Genomic DNA, 17,649 nt, shown 5'->3' with positions numbered 1-17,649 from the left:
GAATCCCCTTTCTTTTTGCGCCGCCGATGGGCGGCGGCTGCACCGTGTCAATCGGCTGGAATGCGTGATAGGAAGCAAACAAATGACCCTGCTCGAATCCATCGGATCGAATGCGCAAGCCAATGAGGAACAGGAGCAGCGGCGGCTGAGCCTCAGCACCGGTGCCGCGCGGAACCTCGCCACGACCACCAAGTCGGTCCCGCAGATGCAGGAGATCACCTCGCGGTGGCTGCTGAAGATGCTGCCGTGGGTGCAGGCCGGCGGCGGCGCGTACCGGGTGAACCGCCGGCTCAGCTACGCCGTCGGAGACGGGCGGGTCTCGTTCATCTCGACCGGCTCGCAGGTCCAGGTCATCCCGCAGGAGCTGGCGGAGCTGCCGGCGCTGCGCGGGTTCGAGGACGTCACCGCGCTGCGCTCCCTCGCGGACCGGTTCGTGCAGCAGGAGTTCGCGCCCGGCGACGTCATCGTCACCAAGGGTCAGCCGGCCGACCGGGTGTTCCTCATCGCCCACGGGAAGATCAACAAGATCGGGGCGGGGGAGTACGGCGACGAGACGGTCCTCGGGGTCCTCGCCGACGGCGACCACTTCGGCTCGGAGATCCTCACCGGCGGCGCCGCGAACTGGGAGTTCACCGCCAAGGCGCTGACCGGCTGCACCGTGCTGGCCCTGTCGTGGCAGGCGATGCAGCAGCTCAACGGCCAGGCCGACACGCTGCGCGAGCACATCCGCCGGATGCAGAACCAGCCGCAGAAGCCGCAGAACAAGCACGGCGAGGCCGCCATCGAGATGGCCTCCGGGCACGAGGGCGAGCCGGTCCTGCCCGGCACGTACGTCGACTACGAGTCGTCGCCGCGGGAGTACGAGCTCAGCGTCGCGCAGACGGTCCTGCGGGTGCACACCCGCGTCGCGGACCTCTACAACAAGCCGATGGACCAGGTCGAGCAGCAGCTGCGGCTGACCATCGAGGCGCTGCGCGAGCGGCAGGAGCACGAGCTGGTCAACAACCGGGACTTCGGCCTGCTCCACAACGCCGCCTACGACCAGCGCGTCTACACCCGCACCGGCCCGCCGACCCCGGACGACATGGACGAGCTGCTGTCGCTGGTGTGGAAGGAGCCGACGTTCTTCCTCGCCCACCCGCGGGCCATCGCCGCGTTCGGCCGGGAGTGCAGCCGGCGGGGCGTCTACCCCGGCAACATCGACTTCGGCGGGCACCAGGTCCCGGCGTGGCGCGGCGTGCCGATCTTCCCGAGCAATAAGATCGAGGTGAGCGACACCCGGACCACGTCCATCATGCTGATGCGCGTCGGCGAGCAGAATCAGGGTGTCATCGGACTGCACCAGATCGGTATTCCCGACGAGTATGAACCCGGCCTCTCCGTGCGGTTCATGGGCATCAGTGAGCAGGCCATCATTTCGTATCTGGTGAGCGCCTACTATTCCGCCGCGGTGCTGGTGCCGGACGCGCTCGGCATTCTTGAGAATGTGGAAATCGGCCGTGAGAACTGACGAGCAGGAGCAGCTGCGCAGTCTCAGCACGCGCGCTGCCCGTACCATCGCGACCACCAGCAAATCCGTCCCGCAGATGCAGGGCGTCACGCCCCGCTGGCTGCTGCGGATGCTGCCGTGGGTCGAGGCGGAGGGCGGCACCTACCGGGTCAACCGGCGGCTCACCTACACCGTCGGCGACGGGCGGGTCACGTTCACCAGCACCGGCGCCGCGGTGAAGGTCATCCCGCAGGAGCTGCGGGAGCTGCCGGCGCTACGCGAGTTTCCGGACGACTCCGTCCTGCACCAGATGGCCGAACGGTTCGAGCAGCTGGAGCTCGGCCCGGACGAGACGGTGGTGACCGCGGGGCAGCCCGCCGACCGGGTGTTCCTGCTGGTCAAGGGCAAGGTCCGGCAACTGGGCGTCGGCGAGTACGGCGACGAGACCCTCCTCGGCGTCCTCACCGACGGCGACTTCTTCGGCGACGGCGTCTTCGAGGGCGCCCTGAGCAGCTGGGGCTGCACGGTCCGCACGACGACCCCGGCGACGCTGCTCGCGTTGCGCCGCCAGGAGATCGACCGGTTCCGCGACCAGCTCAGCCCGCATCTGGCAAAAAATGCCGAAAAATCGGGAAAACAGCAGAACAAGCACGGCGAAGCCGCCATCGAGCTGGCCAGCGGCCACCAGGGCGAGCCGAGACTGCCGGGCACCTACGTCGACTACGAGACCACGCCACGGGAGTACGAGCTCAGCGTCGCCCAGACGATCCTGCGCATCCACACCCGCGTCGCGGACCTCTACAACCAGCCGATGAACCAGTTCGAGCAGCAGCTGCGGCTGACCGTCGAGGCGCTGCGCGAGCGGCAGGAGCACGAGCTGATCAACAACCGCGACTTCGGCCTGCTGCACAACGCCGACCTGCGGCAGCGCATCTCCACCCGGAGCGGCCCGCCTACCCCGGACGACCTGGACGAGCTGCTGTCCCGGCGGCGCAAGTCGCGGCTGCTGCTCGCCCATCCGAAGGCCATCGCCGCGTTCGGCCGGGAGTGCAACCGCCGCGGCCTGTACGCGCCGAGCATCGAGCTCGAAGGCCGGCAGGTCCAGTCGTGGCGGGGCGTGCCGCTGCTGCCCTGCGACAAGATTCCGATCAGCGAGCACGGGACGAGCTCGATCCTGGTCCTGCGCACCGGCGCCGACGACCAGGGCGTGATCGGGCTGCGCCGCACCGGCATCCCCGACGAGACCGAGCCGGGCCTCAACGTGCGGTTCATGGGCATCGACGAGCACGCCGTGACCTCATACCTGGTCAGCACGTACTACTCCGCCGCCGTGCTCGTCCCGGACGCGCTCGGCATCCTCGAACACGTCGAGATCGGAGGCTGACCGGATGGTCGCCGCTCAGGTCGTCACCAAGCCCAGACCGTCGGGCGCGATCCTCGCCGACAGCCGGGACCTGCTCGCGCCGGCGTTGCGGGCCGCGGTCGACACGCTGCCGACGTCGATGCGGCACATCGCCGGCTACCACTTCGGCTGGTGGGACGAGCACGGCCGGGCCGTGGCGGCGGACCCCGGCAAGGCGCTGCGCCCTGCCCTGGTGATGTTGTCTGCTGCCGCGGTCGGGGGTACGGCGGACGACGCGCTCCGTGGTGCCGTCGCAGTCGAACTGGTGCACAACTTCTCGCTTCTGCACGACGACGTCATGGACGGCGACGCGACCCGGCGGCACCGGCCGACGGCGTGGAGCGTGTTCGGCACCAGCGCGGCGATCCTCGCCGGGGACGCGCTGCTCGCCCTGGCGATGGACACCGTCGCCGGCAGCGGGCACCCGGCGGCGACCCGGGCGACCGGCATGCTCGGCGCCGCCGTGCAGCGGCTCCTCGAGGGGCAGAGCGCGGACCTCGACTTCGAGCGCCGCACCGACGTCAGCGTCGAGGCCTGCCTGGCCATGGCCGCGGCGAAGACCGGCGCGCTGCTGGGCTCGGCGTGCGCGATCGGCGCCCTGCTCGGCGGCGGCCGGCCGGCCCAGGTGCTGCGGCTCGCGCAGTTCGGCGAGGACCTCGGCCTGGCGTTCCAGTTCGTCGACGACCTGCTCGGCATCTGGGGCGACCCGGCCACCACCGGCAAGCCGGTCCACTCGGACCTGCGCAGCCGCAAGAAGTCCCTGCCGGTGGTCGCGGCCCTGACCTCCGGCACCGCGGCCGGCCTGGAGCTCGCCACGTTCTACACGGGCGCGGGTGCCGGTGCCGCGGACGCGTTGCCCGAGGCGCAGGTGGAGCGGGCCGCGGTCCTCGTCGAGGCGGCCGGCGCGCGGATCTGGGGCCAGGCGCAGGCCGACGAACTGCTCAGCCGCGCCCTCGACGCGCTCGTCGCGGCCGGCGCCGACCCGCGGGCCGAGACGGAGCTCGCCGTCCTCGCCCGGTTCGCCACCCGACGGGACCGGTGACGGTGGCAACAGTCCAGGTCCAGGCCCAGGTCCAGCGCACGGTCCTGCTCGCCGCGCCGAGGTCGTTCTGCGCGGGGGTGGAGCGGGCGATCGAGGTCGTGGAACGGACCCTGGCCGGCGCCGACCGGCCGGTGTACGTGCGGAAGCAGATCGTCCACAACCGCCACGTGGTCGCCGACCTGGAGACCCGGGGCGCGGTGTTCGTCGAGGAGCTGGACGAGGTGCCCGACGGCGCGACCGTCGTGTTCTCCGCGCACGGCGTCGCGCCACAGGTCAGGGCCGACGCGTCGGCGCGGGGACTGCGGGTCGTCGACGCGACCTGCCCGCTCGTCACGAAGGTGCACGCCGAGGCGCGCCGGTTCGCCGGCCGGGGCGACACCGTCGTGCTCGTCGGGCACGCGGGCCACGAGGAGGTCGACGGGACGCTCGGCGAGGCACCGGACCGGATGGTGCTCGTCGAGTCGGCCGCCGACGTCGCCGCGCTGCGGGTCGACGACCCGGGCCGGGTGTCGTACCTGACCCAGACGACCCTCGCTGTGGACGAGGTCGGCGAGGTCGTCGACGCGCTCCGGGACCGCTTCCCGGCGCTGCGTGGCCCCGGCTCCGACGACATCTGCTACGCCACGACCAACCGGCAGGAGGCGGTCGCCGCGGTCGCCCGCGACGCGGACCTGGTCCTCGTCGTCGGGTCCGCGAACTCGTCCAACTCGGTGCGGCTGGTCGAGCTCGCCCGGCGGCTCGGCACGCCGGCGCACCTCATCGACGACGCGTCGGAGCTCGACCCGGCATGGCTGGCCGGCGCGCGGGTCATCGGCCTGTCCGCGGGCGCCTCGGCGCCGCCGCGGCTGGTCGAGGAGGTCATCGCCGCGCTGCGCGAGCACGGGCCGCTCACGGTCCGGGAGCGCCGGGTCGCCGCGGAGCACCAGCAGTTCGCGTTGCCGTCGACGGTGCGGCCATGACCCCGCGCCGCACGGCTCAGCGGCGCCGCCGGAACAGCCGGGTCATCGCGACCGTGGCGATCATGAACGCGCCGGTGAGCGGGATGTACCGCTTGCCGATCGCCGCCCTCGCCGGGGTCGTGACCGGCACCGGGGCGGCGTGCACGCCTGCCCTCCTCCGAGTCGGCGTCGTGGCGGGCGACGCCGTGGCGGAGGGCGGCGCGGCGGTGGGCGACGGGGTGGCCCGCCGCACCTGCGGCCGCGGCGCGGGCGGCGGCACCGGGACCGGTACCGGTGCCGCCGCCGGTGGCGCGGTCGTGGTCGGTGCTGTGGTCGGCGCGGCGGCCGGTGCGGCGGTCGGCACGGCCGCGACCCCGGCCACCGGCACCGACGGTGGCACGATCGGCACTACGGGCGGCACGACGGGCGGCACGACGGGCGGCACGACGGGCGGGACCGGCGGCGCCGGGACGGGGCAGGTGGTCGCGTCCGACGACGTGATCGCGCCGAGGTCCGCGACCTTCGCCGCGCGGTCCGGATGCGCGACGGGGATCCGGAACAGCGCGCTGCCGGCCGGGGCGCGTCCCGTGCCGGGGCCCGCGCCCGGCCCGGCCGACTGGTTGAACAGTGCCGTCAGCGTGCCGTCCGGGTGCAGCGCCAGGCCGCCGTACGCGGACCGGCCCGGCAGCGCCGGCGGCAGCGGGGTCAGCACCGGCGTCGTGGCGCCGGGGGCGAGCCGGACCAGCTGTGCGCGGCCGTCGCGGGCGGCGACGGTGAGCAGGTCGCCGCGGGCGTCGAGGACCCAGTCGCCGACGTACGGCAGGTCCGGCAGCTTCCGGGGCGCCAGCAGCTCCGGCGGGCCCGGGGCGACCCGCACCGGCCGCAGCGCCGACGCCGTCCCGACGAGCAGCTGGACCCGGCCGCCGGTGGACACGACGGTGCCGCCGTATCCGTCGGCGAGGGGATGCCCGGGGGCCTTGACGGGGGCTCGGACGGCGCCGAGGTCGGTCACGCGCCCGTCGGCGCCGACGCGGACCACGTGCGGGCCGGACCGCAGCTTCCGGCCGGCCCGGGTGGCGGCGAGGCCGAACACGGTGCCGTCGGGGGTGCAGCCGATCGCGTTGACCGCGAACCCGAGCGGGGTCAGCGTCACGGCACCCGACGCGGTGACCCGGTGCAGGGTGCTCGCGGCGTCACCCGGCCCCCGCGACACCCACACCAGACCCGCGGGCAGCCCGGCCGGCGCCGGCGCCGCGAGGGCGGTGGCCGGCAGCGCGGCGCAGCAGAGCCCGAGCGCCGCGGTGGTCGTACACCGGCGAAAACGAGACATCGCAACACACTCCGCAATCACTGCCGATGCTGACAAAAGCCGCGAAACACTGCTGATCAGGCTATCCGAGGGAGGTGCCGGTGAACGGTGAGATCCTGATCGGCGGCCTGCTCGTCACGGTCGTCGCGGTCGCCGTCGCGATCGCCGCGGGCCTTGCGGTGCAACGGTTCGTGCCGGTCGAGGACCGCCAGGAGAACAACGACGTGGCCGGCATCGCATTCGCGATCATCGGTGTCCTGTACGCCATCCTCATGACGTTCGTGATCGTGAGCGTCTGGGAGGCCGGCGACGGCGCGCAGGACAGCGGCCGCGCCGAGGCCCGCGCCGTCGTCGACCTCAACCACTACGCCGACACCCTGCCCGCCGCGGACGGCACCGCGATGCGCGGGCTGACCGCCGAATACACCAGGATCGTGACCCAGCAGGAGTGGCCGGCGATGGCCGAGGGCAGGCCGGTCGGCCGGGCCGGCAGCGCCGTCATCTCCCGGTTGTGGAAGACCGTCGACGCGCCGCTGCCCGACGGTGCCGACGCCGCCGCGAACCGGCAGGCCGAGGCCCGCGCCGACCTGCGCGCGCTCACCGCCAACCGGGACGCCCGGCTCGCCGCGGCCGGGGCCGGCCTGCCGAAGGTCATGTGGCTCGCCCTGATCGTCGGCGACGTGCTCACGCTGGCCAACGCCCTGATGTTCGGGGTCAAGGGCAGCGGCGAGTACCTGACGATCATCGCCCTGCTCGCCGCCATGTCGGCGTTGATGCTCTTCGCCGTCTACGAGCTGGAGTTCCCGTTCCAGCGCGGCGAGAGCGTCACCGTCGACGTGTTCACCGATGTCGTCGACGACGGCACCGCTCGATAGGACCCTGCTGTGCATCCTTTTGTGCTCCCCGACTTCTATCAGCCGTACCCGGCCCGCCTGAACCCCCACCTGGAGGGCGCCCGCACGCACACCAGGGCGTGGGCCCGCGAGATGGGCATGCTGGAGGGCTCCGGCATCTGGACCTCCTCGGATCTGGACGACCACGACTACGCGCTGCTGTGCGCCTACACGCACCCCGAGGCTTCCGGGCCCGCGCTGGACCTGGTCACCGACTGGTACGTGTGGGTGTTCTTCTTCGACGACCACTTCCTCGACGTGTTCAAGCGCACCCAGGACATGCGGGGTGCGGAGGCCTATCTGGAGCGGTTGCGGCTGTTCATGCCGCTGGACGGCGTGATCACCGAGGAGCCCACGAACCCGGTCGAGCGGGGGCTCAAGGAGCTGTGGGAGCGCACGGTGCCGGCCATGTCCGCCGACTGGCGGGACCGGTTCGTGCACAGCACCCGCAACCTGCTGGACGAGTCGCTGTGGGAGCTGGCCAACATCAACGCCGGCCGGATCTCCAACCCGATCGAGTACATCGAGATGCGGCGCAAGGTCGGCGGCGCCCCGTGGTCGGCGAACCTGGTCGAATACGCCACCGGCGCGGAGGTCCCGGCCCGCGTCGCGCACAGCCGGCCGCTGCGCGTCCTCAAGGACACGTTCGCCGACGGCGTGCACCTGCGCAACGACCTGTTCTCCTACGAGCGGGAAACCCAGCAGGAGGGCGAGCTCGCCAACTGCGTCCTGGTCCTGGAGCACTTCCTCGGCTACGGGCCGCAGGAGTCGGCGGAGGCCGTCAACGACATCCTGACGTCGCGCCTGCAGCAGTTCGAGCACACGGTGCTGACCGAGCTGGAGCCCCTGTTCGCCGAGCACGGCCTGGACCCGGTCGAGCGGCTGCGGGTGCTGAAGTACGCCGCCGGGCTGCAGGACTGGCAGGCCGGCGGGCACGAGTGGCACCTGCGCTCCAGCCGCTACATGAACGGCGGCGCGCGGCTGGGCGGTCCCCGTGGGATCGGCACGTCGGCGGCCCGGCTCGCGATCGCCTCGCGGGCCCGCCGTTACGACCTGAGCCCCTTCCGTCAGGTCGGCCCGCTGCCGGTGCCGGAGCTGTACCTGCCGTACCAGTCGCGGCAGAGTCCTCATCTGGAGCAGGCACGGCGCAGTGTCATCTCCTGGTCGCGCGAGATGGGCTTCTTCGAGCCCGTGCCGCGGCCCGCGACGCCGGCCGTCAAGGCACCGTCGGTGTGGACGGAGCGGATGCTGGCCGGGTTCGACTTCGCGGTCTGCGGCGGCGCCATCAACCCGGACGGGTCCGCCGAGGAGCTCGACCTCGGCACCCAGTGGCTCAGCTGGGGCACCTACGGCGACGACTGGTTCCCGCAGGTGCACGGCGCGACTGGGGACCTGTCCGGGGCCCGGGCTCAGGTCGCGCGGCTGAAGTCGTTCATGCCGCTTGCTCTGGATTCGTCGGATGTCCCGACCAACCCGCTCGAACGAGGTCTGCAGGACCTGTGGCGGCGCACGGCGGCGCCGATGGAATCCGGGCACCGGGCCGAGTTCCGCGCCACCGTCGACGTCATGCTCGACAGCTGGGTGTGGGAGCTGCAGAACCAGCACGAGCGGCGCATCCCCGACCCCGTCGACTACATCGAGATGCGCCGCCGCACGTTCGGCTCGGATCTGACGATGAGCCTGTCCCGGTTCCGCACCGGCCGCCAGGTCCCGCCGGAGGTCTACGGGACCCGCTCGATCCAGAACCTCGAGGCAGCCGCGAGCGACTACGCGTGCTTCGTCAACGACCTGTACTCGTATCAGAAGGAGATCGAGTTCGAGGGGGAGCTGCACAACATCGTCCTCGTCGTGGAGAACTTCCTCGACGTCTCCCGGTCGCAGGCCGCCGAGATCGTGCGGGACCTGATGACCGCGCGGATGCGGCAGTTCGAGCGGATCGTCGCGGTGGAGCTACCGGCCCTGTGCGCGCACCTGGACCTGTCCGACACCGCCCGGGCCGGCATCGACGCCTATGTGGTGCGGCTGCAGGACTGGATGTCGGGCATCGTCCGCTGGCACGAGGTGACCGACCGCTACTCGCCTTCCTTGAAGGTCCGGATCCCAGCGATCCCCTCGGCGCCCAGGGGGTTCGTGCGCACGCAGTAGTGTGTGGCGCCATGAGCGACACCGAGACCGTCGTGGTCGCGAAGGCGGTGGCGGCGGAACGGCTCACGTTCTTCTCCGACGCCGTCATCGCGATCGCCATCACGCTGCTCGCGCTGGAGCTGCCCGTGCCGGAGGGCGCGACCAACCGCGACCTGCTGCACAGCGTGGCCGAGGACCGCGGTGAATACCTGGCGTTCCTGATCAGTTTCGTCGTGATCGGTGCGCACTGGTCCGGGCACCACCGGGTCTTCCGCTACGTGGAGACGATGGGCGGCAAGCTGAGCATCCTGACCCTGCTGTGGCTGCTCATGCAGGTCATCATGCCGTTCGCGACGAAGGTGCTCAACGGCGACGGCGCGTTTCAGGCCCGGTTCACCTTCTACGCCGGGGTGCAGGTGGTCGCGGCGCTGCTGTTCATGGCGATGGTGCGCACCATCCACCGGCACGGGCTGTTCCGCGAGGGCACCCCGCCGGGCGTGACGACGGGCGCGCTGATCGCCTCGGGCTCCCTCGCCGCGGCGTTCCTGCTGTCGATCCCCATGTCGTTCGTGACCCACTACGCGTACGCCTGGTGGATCCTGGTGCCGGTCCTGTCCGGCGTCGCCCGGCGCGTCCATCGCCGGGTCGTCGCGCGGCGGTCAGCCGTGATCGGCGCTCGACGTGAAGAAGACGATCCGCGCGCCGACGTCGAGGAGGAACACGGCGTCTCCCGGTGACCTGAACGCTACCGGCCCGCCGGCGTGGTGACCGCCCCCTTCACCGGACCTTCAAACCAGCGCCGTCGATCAGCTGCGAGAGGGCGGGCGCATGCTTGCGACGGGCGACCCGCGCGTAGGCCCGTCCGGCCGGTAGCTCCAGATCCGGGCGCCGCCCGAGTCCGGTCCGCAGCACCTGGTGCGCGGCGGCCCGCACCTCGGGCACCCAGTCGACCGCCCGCTCCACCAGGAACGGCAGGTGAGCGGGGTGCAGCCGGGGGCCGATGGCGGTCACCGCGGCCTGGCGGGCGTGGCCGTCCGGGTGGAGGCTCGCCAGCACCGGAGTGAGGCCCGCGGTGCCCCGCCGGCCGAGTCGCTCGGCGAAGACCGCCACGCTGAGCTGGTGGCGCCGGCAGTGCACGAGCAGGCCGTCCAGCAACCGCTCGTCGGCGGTGATGGCGGCTAGGGCGACCCGGCTGCGGCGGCGGGCCCTGGGCGTGCGGCCGTCCATGGTCGCGAGGACCCGCAGCAGCCAGCCGTAGCCGTCGACGTCGCCGCGGCGCAGCCGCCCCAGGAACGGGTCGAGCCGGTTGCGGACCTTGTCGTCCAGGCGTTGCCGCCGGGTCGCCTCGGCCAGCGCCAGGCTGAGACCGAAGAAGACCAGCCCGAAGACCGACCAGAACGCGGGCTCGACCACCGTGATCAGGGCCGAGGCCGCGGTCATCAGGGCGGCGCAGCACCAGTGGACGTGGACGAACGCGTCCTTGCGGTACGGCTTCGGTCGGTACTGACTGGGCAGGCCACGCACGCGACGGATCGTACGGGCGTGACGGGCTCCGCGCGGCCGCGTTTTCGCCGGCTGTTAGCGTCGGCGGCGTGGTGGATCTCGTGGGCCGGTTGCAGGTCGGGTTCCACTGGCGGGGCGGGCCCGGCGTGGCATACGCGGACGTGACCGAGTGGTGGCGGGATCCGGTGGTGCTGCGGGACCTGCCGGCCGCGCTCGCCGCTCTGGTGCCGGGCGCGCCGACGCTGGTCGCGGGTCCGGTGTCGCGGGGCAGTCTCGTCGGCGCCCTCGTCGCGGCGCACCTGGGCGTCGGGCTCGTCGAGGTGCGCAAGAACGACCGGGTCGCGCTCGGGTCGGATCCGGCGTTCGTGCGGCGGGCGTTGCCGTCCTCGTACCATGGCGGCGGCGGGATCATGAGCTTCCGGCGTGGACTGGTCCGGCCCGGTGACCGGGTGCTGTGCGTCGACGACTGGATCGAGAGCGGCGCGCAGGCCGGCGCGGCCCGTGAGATGGTCCTCGAGGTCGGCGCTGAGTTCCTCGGCACCGCCTGTGTCGTGGACGACATGGACGACGACGACCCGCTGCGCGCGACCCTGGGCGTGCGCGCGCTGCTGCCGGCCGGCGACTTGTAAAACTCGATGACAGGTCGGGGAGAATGAGATCATGACGCCGGACAACGTGCTGCTCGCCGGGATCGTCGGCTCGACCGCCTACGGGCTCGCCGGCCCCGGCTCCGACATCGACCGCCTCGGCGTGTTCGCCGCGCCGACCGTCGCGTTCCACGGCCTGCGGCAGCCGACCGAGTCGAGGGTCACCACGCACCCCGACGTCACGTTCCACGAGGCCCGCAAGTACTGCTCCCTGGCCCTCGGCGGCAACCCGACGGTCTCGGAGCTCATGTGGCTGCCGGCCGAGCTGTACGAGACGCGCACCCCGCTCGGCGACGAGCTGATCGCGATCCGGGCCGCGTTCCTGTCCGCGAAGCGCATCCGCGACGCGTACCTCGGCTACGCCACCCAGCAGTTCCGCAAGCTGGAGTCCCGCGGCGACGGCTCGTTCTCCTCCGAGACCCGCCACCGCACCGCGAAGCACGCCCGGCACCTGCTCCGGCTGTGCTGGCAGGGCCACACCGCCTACACCACGGGCGAGATCCGCATCCGCCTCGACGACCCGCAGCGCTTCCTCGACTTCGGCGAGCAGGTCGCCGCCGGTGACATCGAGCTTGCCCGCCGGATGCTCGCCGACTACGAGGCGGCGTTCGACGCCACTGCGGGGGTCCTGCCCGCGGAGCCGGACGAGCGGGTCGCCGAGGACTGGCTCCTCCGCGTCCGCGCCCGCTTTTTGTGATCCGGTAGACCCTGTGCACCCCTGGGTGCGCAAGGTCTACCGGATCACTGGAGTTCAGCGGAAGGCGCGGCGGTATTCGGCCGGGGTGGTGTTGACGGCGGCGCGGAAGCGGCGGCGGAGGTTCACGGCGGAGGACAGGCCGACGCGTTCGGCGATCGTCTCGACCGGCAGGTCGGTCTCCTCCAGCATCGCGCGGGTGCTGGCGATGCGGCGGTCGAGCAGCCAGCGGCCGGGAGAGATGCCGAGCTGCTCGTGGAAGTGACGGTTGAGGGTCCGCGGTGACATCCCCGAGCGGGCGGCCAGGTCCGTGAGGGAGATCGGCCGGCCCAGGTTGGCGGCGATCCAGTCGAGCAGCGGGGCGAGGGAGTCGGGGACCGGGCCGGCGGTCGGCAGCGCCGGGTACTGCCGCTGGCAGCCCTCCCGGTGCGGTGCCGCCGACAGCTGGCGGCCGATGCGCATGGCGAGGGCCGCGCCGTGCTCCCGCCGGACCTGGTTGAGGCACAGGTCGACGGTGGTGGCGGTGGCGCCGGCGGTGGCGACGTCGCCGTGGTCGACGTAGAGCACGGTCCCGTCGGCACGGACGGTCGGGTAGTGCCGGCTCAGCTCGCCGGCGGCCTCCCAGTGCGCGGCGGCGGTGCGGCCGTCCAGCAGGCCCAGGCGGGCCGGGACGTGGATGCCGGAGCAGATCGCGACGATCCGGGCGCCGCGGGCGTGCGCGGCCAGGACCGCGGCGTCGAGGTCCGCGGACGCGGGCGGGCACCAACCGGCGACGAGGACCGTGTCGGCGTCGGCGAGCGCCTCGAGGCCGTCCTCGACCACGACGTCGACGCCCATCGTGGTGCGGACCGGGCCGGGACGCTCGGTGCAGAGCCGGAAGTCGTAGTGGCGCGGGATGTCCGGGCCGTGGTCGCCGAAGACGGCGGACGCGCAGGTCACCGGGTACATCTCCTGGACCGGGCCGAGGACGGCGACGACGCGGTTGGGCATGGCACGAATGTACCCAATGATGTCGTGCAGGGCGCCTGCACATCCGCCGGTACCCCACCATGATTGACGATCATGGAGCACTTCGGATGACCGCGATCATCGTTCGACAGCCGGCCGGCGACGTCACGCCACGGCTCTGGACCAGGGATTTCTCGTTCTACTTCGCGGCCCGGGTGGTGTCGCTGCTGGGCGACGCGATGATGCCGGTCGCGGCCGCGCTCGCCGTCGGAGCGATCTACGGCGTCTCCGGCGTTGGGTACGTTCTTGCCGTCTGGACGGCGCCGTTCGTGGGCTTCCTGGTGTTCGGCGGGGTCTTCGCCGACCGGATCGGCGCGCGGGCCATGATGATCGGCGCCGACGTGGTGCGGGCCGTCACGCAGGGTGCGGTCGCCGTCGCCTTCTTCGCCGGCACCCCGCCGCTGTGGCTGCTGCTGGTGGCCTCCGCCCTCGCCGGGGTCGCGGCGGCGATGTTCCAGCCGGGCGTCAACGGCATGGTCCCGCTGGTCGCGAAGGACCCGCAGCGCGCCAACGGCACCCTCAAGATCGCCGACGCGGCGACGCAGCTCGGTGGGCCGGTCCTCGCGGGGCTGCTGATGACGCTGACCGGTGCCGGCGCGGTGTACCTGTTCGACGCCGGCACGTTCCTGCTCAGCGGCCTGTGCCTGACCCTGATCCGGGTCTCGGTCACGGTTCGCGGCAACAGCACCACGGTCCTGACCGACCTGCGGCGCGGCTGGACGGAGTTCCGGTCCCGCAGCTGGATGTGGTCGGTGATCGTGGTGTGGGTGTTCTTCGGGCTGTTCGTCTTCGGCCCGTACATCCCGCTCGGCTCCCGGCTCATCGGCGAGCGCCTCGGCGACGCCGCCTACGGCTGGACGATGGCCGGCCTCGGCTGCGGCACGGTCCTCGGCGGCCTGGTCGCGATCCGGTTCCGTCCCGCGCGTCCCCTGGCCGCGGGCGGGACCGTCCTGATCGGGTTCGCCGCCATCCCGCTGTCGGTCGCCCTCGAACCATCGCTCGGCGTCCTGATCGCGGGGCACATCGTCGGCGGGTTCTCGTGGGCGTTCTGGTCGGTGATGTGGACCACCAGCGTGCAGACCCTGGTGCCGCCGGAGGTGCTGAACCGGGTGACCGCGTATGAGGTGGCCGGTTCGGTCTCCGGGGTCGCGGTCGGTCAGGCCCTCGTCGGCCCGGTGGCGACCGTGGTCGCGCCGCGGGACCTGCTGTTGCTGGCCACGGCGGTCACCGTCGGGGTGTGCGCGGCGGTGCTGCTCATCCGCCCGGTCCGCAACCTGCGCCGCGCGCCCTCATGATCCGTTGGACCTTGTGCGCCCAGGGCTACACGCGTCAGGCGCCCAGCGCCGGGGCGGGCTGCCAGCGCCAGCGGGGGGCGCAGTCGGGGTCGTTGGCGGCGAGCACGGCGCGCAGGACCCCGTCGGGGTCGCAGCTGTAGAGCCCGGAGCTCCACACGTTGTTGACCTCGAGGACCGCGAAGTCGCCGGACTCGGTGCGGCCGACGTCGATGACGGCGGTCGGCGGGACGTCCTCGTGCGGCAGGTCGGCGAGCATCAGCGCGACGAACGTGGCCGCCTCGTCGTGCCAGGACGCGCGGTGGTGGCGCAGCGTCGGGCTCCACTCCTCGCCCTCCACCACGTAGGGCGACCAGGCGACCGGCTCGCGGCCGATGGTGAAGACCCGGTACTCCGAGGCGAGGTCCAGCCAGTGATCCATGATGATCAGCGTGCTGTCGGCCGGCAGCCGGGCGGTGCGCAGCCGGTTGCGCAGGTCGTCGGCGTTGCGCACCCACGCGGCGGAGAACGCGGGGTGCTTCTCGTCGGCGAGCTTCGCCACGGCGGGGCGGGAGCCGACGAGGTCCGGCGCCTCGCCGACGCTGACCAGGCGGATGTCGCGGCCGGTGACGTCGCGGGGGAGACCGGCGAACCAGCTGGGGCTCGCGCCGTGCAGGCGGATGTCGGCGCCGGCGGCGATCAGGGTGGTCAGGTAGCCGCCGGCCGCGCGCCAGGCGACGCCGTCGGCGGAGCGCAGGCCCGTGACCTCGGCCGGGTCGCCGGGCAGCTGGGCGACGGGCAGGTCGATCCGGCGGGCGGCATGCGTCAGTGCGGCACTCGCCTCGGGCGAGCGCACGCGCATGGCCAACATCCGGAACTGCCGCACCCGTACATCCTGCCAGCGAGGGCCATCAGTGTCGCTGCCGGTGGCTGCTCACGGCCGAGAACGGCATACCCGCAGCACGCGGCGCCATCACAGTGACACGTTGGGGGACATCGGGGCCGATCGAGTCCGACAGAGGGTACAAATCGGGCATGGTCTGTTGTATGGCAACGGACCTGCTGTCCCGACTGCGCCGGCTGGCACCCACCGCACCGCAGACGCGTCCCGTCGTGCCGCCCATCGTGCGGCGCGCCCGGGCCCGCCGCCGGCGACGGCTCACCGCGACCGTGACGCTGCTGGTCGTGGTGCCCCTCGTCACGGCGGTCAGCACGTACGCCAAGGACGTCGACCGCGGCGTGCGCGTCCTCGGCGTCGACCTCGGCGGGCATTCCCGCGCCGACGCGGTGCGGCTGCTGCGCGACACCCTGCGCGAGCGGGTCGCCGCCCCGGTCCCGGTCCGCGTGGGCGCGTCCGGCGCCGTGGTCGACCCCGCCGCCGTCGGCCTGGTCCTGGACGTCGACGCCACCGTCGACCGGGCCGTGCGGGCGACGCCCGGGCCGTTCGCGTGGCTGCACGGCGGGATCACCGTCGAACCGGTCGTGCACGCCGACGCGACCCGCCTGTACGAGGCGCTCATGGCCCACCTCGGCACCCAGGGCGACGCCCCGGTGCTGCCGGCGGTCCGGTTCGACAAGCAGCGCCCGGTCGCCGTGTATCCGGTGAGCGGTCGCGGCATCGACCGCCACCGGATCGGGGCGATCATGGAGGGGGGCTGGCTGCGGCGGCAGACCGTGGACTTCCCCGTCGTGGACCTCGTGCCCCGCAGCACCAAGGCCGACGTCGACCGCCTGCTCGCGGACCTCGCGACCCCGGCCGTCGCCGCGCCGCTGGTCCTCGGCACGCCCCGCGGCGAGGTCACCGTCCCCGTCCCCGCCATCGCGGCCGCGCTGAAACTGGAGTCCGACGCCGACGGTCTCGTCCAGCCGTCCCTGGACATCGCCGCCCTGCGCAAGGCGGTGCCGTCCTTCACCAAGGTCGAGGTCGCCGCCACCGACGCGACGTTCACCGTCGAGCAGGACCGGCCGGTCGTCAAACCCCAGGTCGACGGCCAGCAGGTCGACCTCGCCGCGGCGACCCCGGCGATCCTGGCCGCGCTGCGCACCTCGGCGACCCCGCGGCGCGTCGAGGTCGGCCTGACCGCCAAGCCGGCCGCCGTGTCCTCGACCCAGCTCGGCGGGCTCGGCATCCGGGAGAAGCTGTCCACGTTCACCACGAAGTTCGACGCCGGCCAGTCCCGCGTGATCAACATCCGCACGATGGCCGAGGCCCTGCGCGGCGCCGTCGTGCTGCCGGACCAGACGTTCTCCCTCAACGGCCACGTCGGCCAGCGCACCCACGCCAAGGGATACGTCGACGCCCCCGGCATCGAGGACGGAAAGATCAAGAACTCGCCCGGCGGCGGCGTGTCGCAGGTCGCCACCACCCTGTTCAACGCCGTCTTCTACGCCGGCCTGCAGGATGTGGAGCACCGCCCGCACACCTACTACTTCGACCGCTACCCGTCGGTCATCGAGGCGACCGTGGTGTTCCCGTCCCTCGACCTGCGCTTCCGCAACGACTCCCCGACCGGCGTGCTCATCGACACCGCCACCACCGACACGTCGATCACCGTCACCCTGTTCGGCACGAAGCGCTGGGACGTCACCGCCGAGTACGGCCCCCGCACGAAGACCGTGCAGCCGACGACCACGTATCTGCGCGAACCGGACTGCAACCCGACCGACGGCCTGCCGGGCTTCACCCAGGAGGCCTTCCGCGTCTTCAAGCAGGACGGCAAGGAGATCCGGCGGGAGCGCTTCGCCTGGCGCTACGACCCGGAGCCCCACTTCATCTGCGGCCCCGCCCCGACGTCTCCCACCAGCGGCTAGAACGGCGCCGGGCCCGTGTCCCACATGGATGCCCCGCTCTCGTGCGTGCGCGGGTGCTCGGCGATGTAGCGCTTGCGCCGCTCGGCGATCTCGTCCCACACGCCCGGCCCGAACCGCGCGCGCAGCAGCCCGAACAGCTCCCGGGTCGCCAGGCCGCCCGCGATGATCCTGCTTTCGCCGATCGTGGTCACCGCCCAGCTGCTGTCGCCGCCGATCGGTGCCCCCGGGTGGGGCGGCGGCGCGGGCTCCTGCCGTTGGACCACGGCCCAGACGGCCTCGCGCGTTCCGGTGTCGACCGGCGCGGTGTAGGTCCAGGTCGGGTCGCGGTAGTCGGGGCGGTAGTCGAGTCGGGCGTCGCCGGTCGCGCCGAGGGTGATGCTCCACTCGTGGTGCCACGGGGGTGGGACGGACCCGCCACGGAAATGCACGACGGCGGTCCAGGCGGGCTGCTCCTCGCGACTCATCGGACCATGGTGGCAGGCGTCCTGGTTGCGGTCCGTGCGTGCTGGTCGTCATCA

16 protein-coding genes are annotated in these 17,649 nt (G+C 72.6%); 11 read left to right on the top strand and 5 right to left on the bottom strand.

Annotation, left to right across the window (positions count from 1 at the left end):
• The first annotated feature begins 82 nt into the window (after window positions 1-82).
• The 4 genes from Dsi01nite_RS13285 to ispH are packed head-to-tail and all read left to right on the top strand — an operon-like array spanning window position 83 to window position 4,892.
• Window positions 83-1,510, top strand: a complete 1,428-nt coding sequence (locus Dsi01nite_RS13285; RefSeq protein ID WP_203846429.1) for a family 2B encapsulin nanocompartment shell protein — start codon at window positions 83-85, stop codon at window positions 1,508-1,510.
• Window positions 1,500-2,873, top strand: coding sequence for a family 2B encapsulin nanocompartment shell protein (locus Dsi01nite_RS13280; protein WP_308442045.1), 1,374 nt, complete (start codon window positions 1,500-1,502; stop codon window positions 2,871-2,873). The genes Dsi01nite_RS13285 and Dsi01nite_RS13280 overlap by 11 nt, the downstream gene beginning before the upstream one ends.
• Window positions 2,874-2,877: 4 nt before the next feature.
• Entirely contained in the window at window positions 2,878-3,933 is a 1,056-nt protein-coding gene (locus Dsi01nite_RS13275) for a family 2 encapsulin nanocompartment cargo protein polyprenyl transferase (protein WP_203846427.1), read from the top strand.
• A 2-nt stretch (window positions 3,934-3,935) separates the two neighbouring features.
• Window positions 3,936-4,892, top strand: coding sequence for a 4-hydroxy-3-methylbut-2-enyl diphosphate reductase (gene ispH / locus Dsi01nite_RS13270; protein WP_203846426.1), 957 nt, complete (start codon window positions 3,936-3,938; stop codon window positions 4,890-4,892).
• A 16-nt stretch (window positions 4,893-4,908) separates the two neighbouring features.
• Here the strand turns inward: ispH and Dsi01nite_RS13265 are convergent, their stop codons facing one another.
• Window positions 4,909-6,201 carry a hypothetical protein gene (locus Dsi01nite_RS13265; protein WP_203846425.1) on the bottom strand — a complete coding sequence of 431 codons (1,293 nt, stop codon included), beginning with the start codon at window positions 6,199-6,201 and terminating at the stop codon, window positions 4,909-4,911.
• 80 nt (window positions 6,202-6,281) lie between these two features.
• Here Dsi01nite_RS13265 and Dsi01nite_RS13260 point away from each other — a divergent pair, with 80 nt between their 5' ends.
• The 3 genes from Dsi01nite_RS13260 to Dsi01nite_RS13250 are packed head-to-tail and all read left to right on the top strand — an operon-like array spanning window position 6,282 to window position 9,934.
• Window positions 6,282-7,055, top strand: coding sequence for a bestrophin-like domain (locus tag Dsi01nite_RS13260; RefSeq protein ID WP_203846424.1), 774 nt, complete (start codon window positions 6,282-6,284; stop codon window positions 7,053-7,055).
• A gap of 9 nt (window positions 7,056-7,064) precedes the next feature.
• A complete protein-coding gene (locus Dsi01nite_RS13255; RefSeq protein ID WP_203846423.1) occupies window positions 7,065-9,218 on the top strand; it encodes a terpene synthase family protein in 2,154 nt (717 codons plus the stop codon).
• An 11-nt stretch (window positions 9,219-9,229) separates the two neighbouring features.
• Window positions 9,230-9,934, top strand: coding sequence for a TMEM175 family protein (locus Dsi01nite_RS13250; RefSeq protein ID WP_203846422.1), 705 nt, complete (start codon window positions 9,230-9,232; stop codon window positions 9,932-9,934).
• Window positions 9,935-9,974: 40 nt separating this feature from the next.
• On the opposite strand, the gene Dsi01nite_RS13245 is transcribed toward Dsi01nite_RS13250, so the two are convergent.
• On the bottom strand, window positions 9,975-10,721 hold the full coding sequence (locus Dsi01nite_RS13245; RefSeq protein WP_203846421.1) for a hypothetical protein: 747 nt from the start codon (window positions 10,719-10,721) through the stop codon (window positions 9,975-9,977).
• Between the two features lie 68 nt (window positions 10,722-10,789).
• On the opposite strand from Dsi01nite_RS13245, the gene Dsi01nite_RS13240 reads away from it, so the two are divergent.
• On the top strand, window positions 10,790-11,329 hold the full coding sequence (locus Dsi01nite_RS13240; RefSeq protein ID WP_203846420.1) for a phosphoribosyltransferase family protein: 540 nt from the start codon (window positions 10,790-10,792) through the stop codon (window positions 11,327-11,329).
• 31 nt (window positions 11,330-11,360) lie between these two features.
• On the top strand, window positions 11,361-12,044 hold the full coding sequence (locus Dsi01nite_RS13235) for a nucleotidyltransferase domain-containing protein (RefSeq protein WP_203846419.1): 684 nt from the start codon (window positions 11,361-11,363) through the stop codon (window positions 12,042-12,044).
• Between the two features lie 54 nt (window positions 12,045-12,098).
• Here the strand turns inward: Dsi01nite_RS13235 and Dsi01nite_RS13230 are convergent, their stop codons facing one another.
• The gene (locus Dsi01nite_RS13230) at window positions 12,099-13,031 is read right to left on the bottom strand and encodes a GlxA family transcriptional regulator (RefSeq protein WP_203846418.1); all 933 of its coding nucleotides are present in this window, start codon (window positions 13,029-13,031) and stop codon (window positions 12,099-12,101) included.
• Between the two features lie 86 nt (window positions 13,032-13,117).
• On the opposite strand from Dsi01nite_RS13230, the gene Dsi01nite_RS13225 reads away from it, so the two are divergent.
• Window positions 13,118-14,344: an MFS transporter gene (locus Dsi01nite_RS13225; protein ID WP_203846417.1), complete on the top strand. Its 1,227-nt coding sequence runs from the start codon at window positions 13,118-13,120 to the stop codon at window positions 14,342-14,344.
• Window positions 14,345-14,378: 34 nt separating this feature from the next.
• Here the strand turns inward: Dsi01nite_RS13225 and Dsi01nite_RS13220 are convergent, their stop codons facing one another.
• Complete coding sequence (locus Dsi01nite_RS13220) at window positions 14,379-15,206, bottom strand: ATP-grasp domain-containing protein (RefSeq protein ID WP_203846416.1); 828 nt, start codon at window positions 15,204-15,206, stop codon at window positions 14,379-14,381.
• Window positions 15,207-15,367: 161 nt separating this feature from the next.
• Here Dsi01nite_RS13220 and Dsi01nite_RS13215 point away from each other — a divergent pair, with 161 nt between their 5' ends.
• A complete protein-coding gene (locus Dsi01nite_RS13215; protein WP_203846415.1) occupies window positions 15,368-17,131 on the top strand; it encodes a VanW family protein in 1,764 nt (587 codons plus the stop codon).
• On the opposite strand, the gene Dsi01nite_RS13210 is transcribed toward Dsi01nite_RS13215, so the two are convergent.
• Window positions 17,128-17,595: a hypothetical protein gene (locus Dsi01nite_RS13210; protein WP_203846414.1), complete on the bottom strand. Its 468-nt coding sequence runs from the start codon at window positions 17,593-17,595 to the stop codon at window positions 17,128-17,130. The two genes, Dsi01nite_RS13215 and Dsi01nite_RS13210, sit on opposite strands and share 4 nt — an antisense overlap.
• Between the last annotated feature and the right edge of the window lie 54 nt (window positions 17,596-17,649).

Origin of the sequence: Dactylosporangium siamense (assembly GCF_016862795.1) — a bacterium.
GTDB classification, from domain to species: domain Bacteria; phylum Actinomycetota; class Actinomycetes; order Mycobacteriales; family Micromonosporaceae; genus Dactylosporangium; species Dactylosporangium siamense.
Note: the sequence above shows the minus strand (reverse complement) of the source record. Positions and strands in the feature narration are given on the sequence as shown.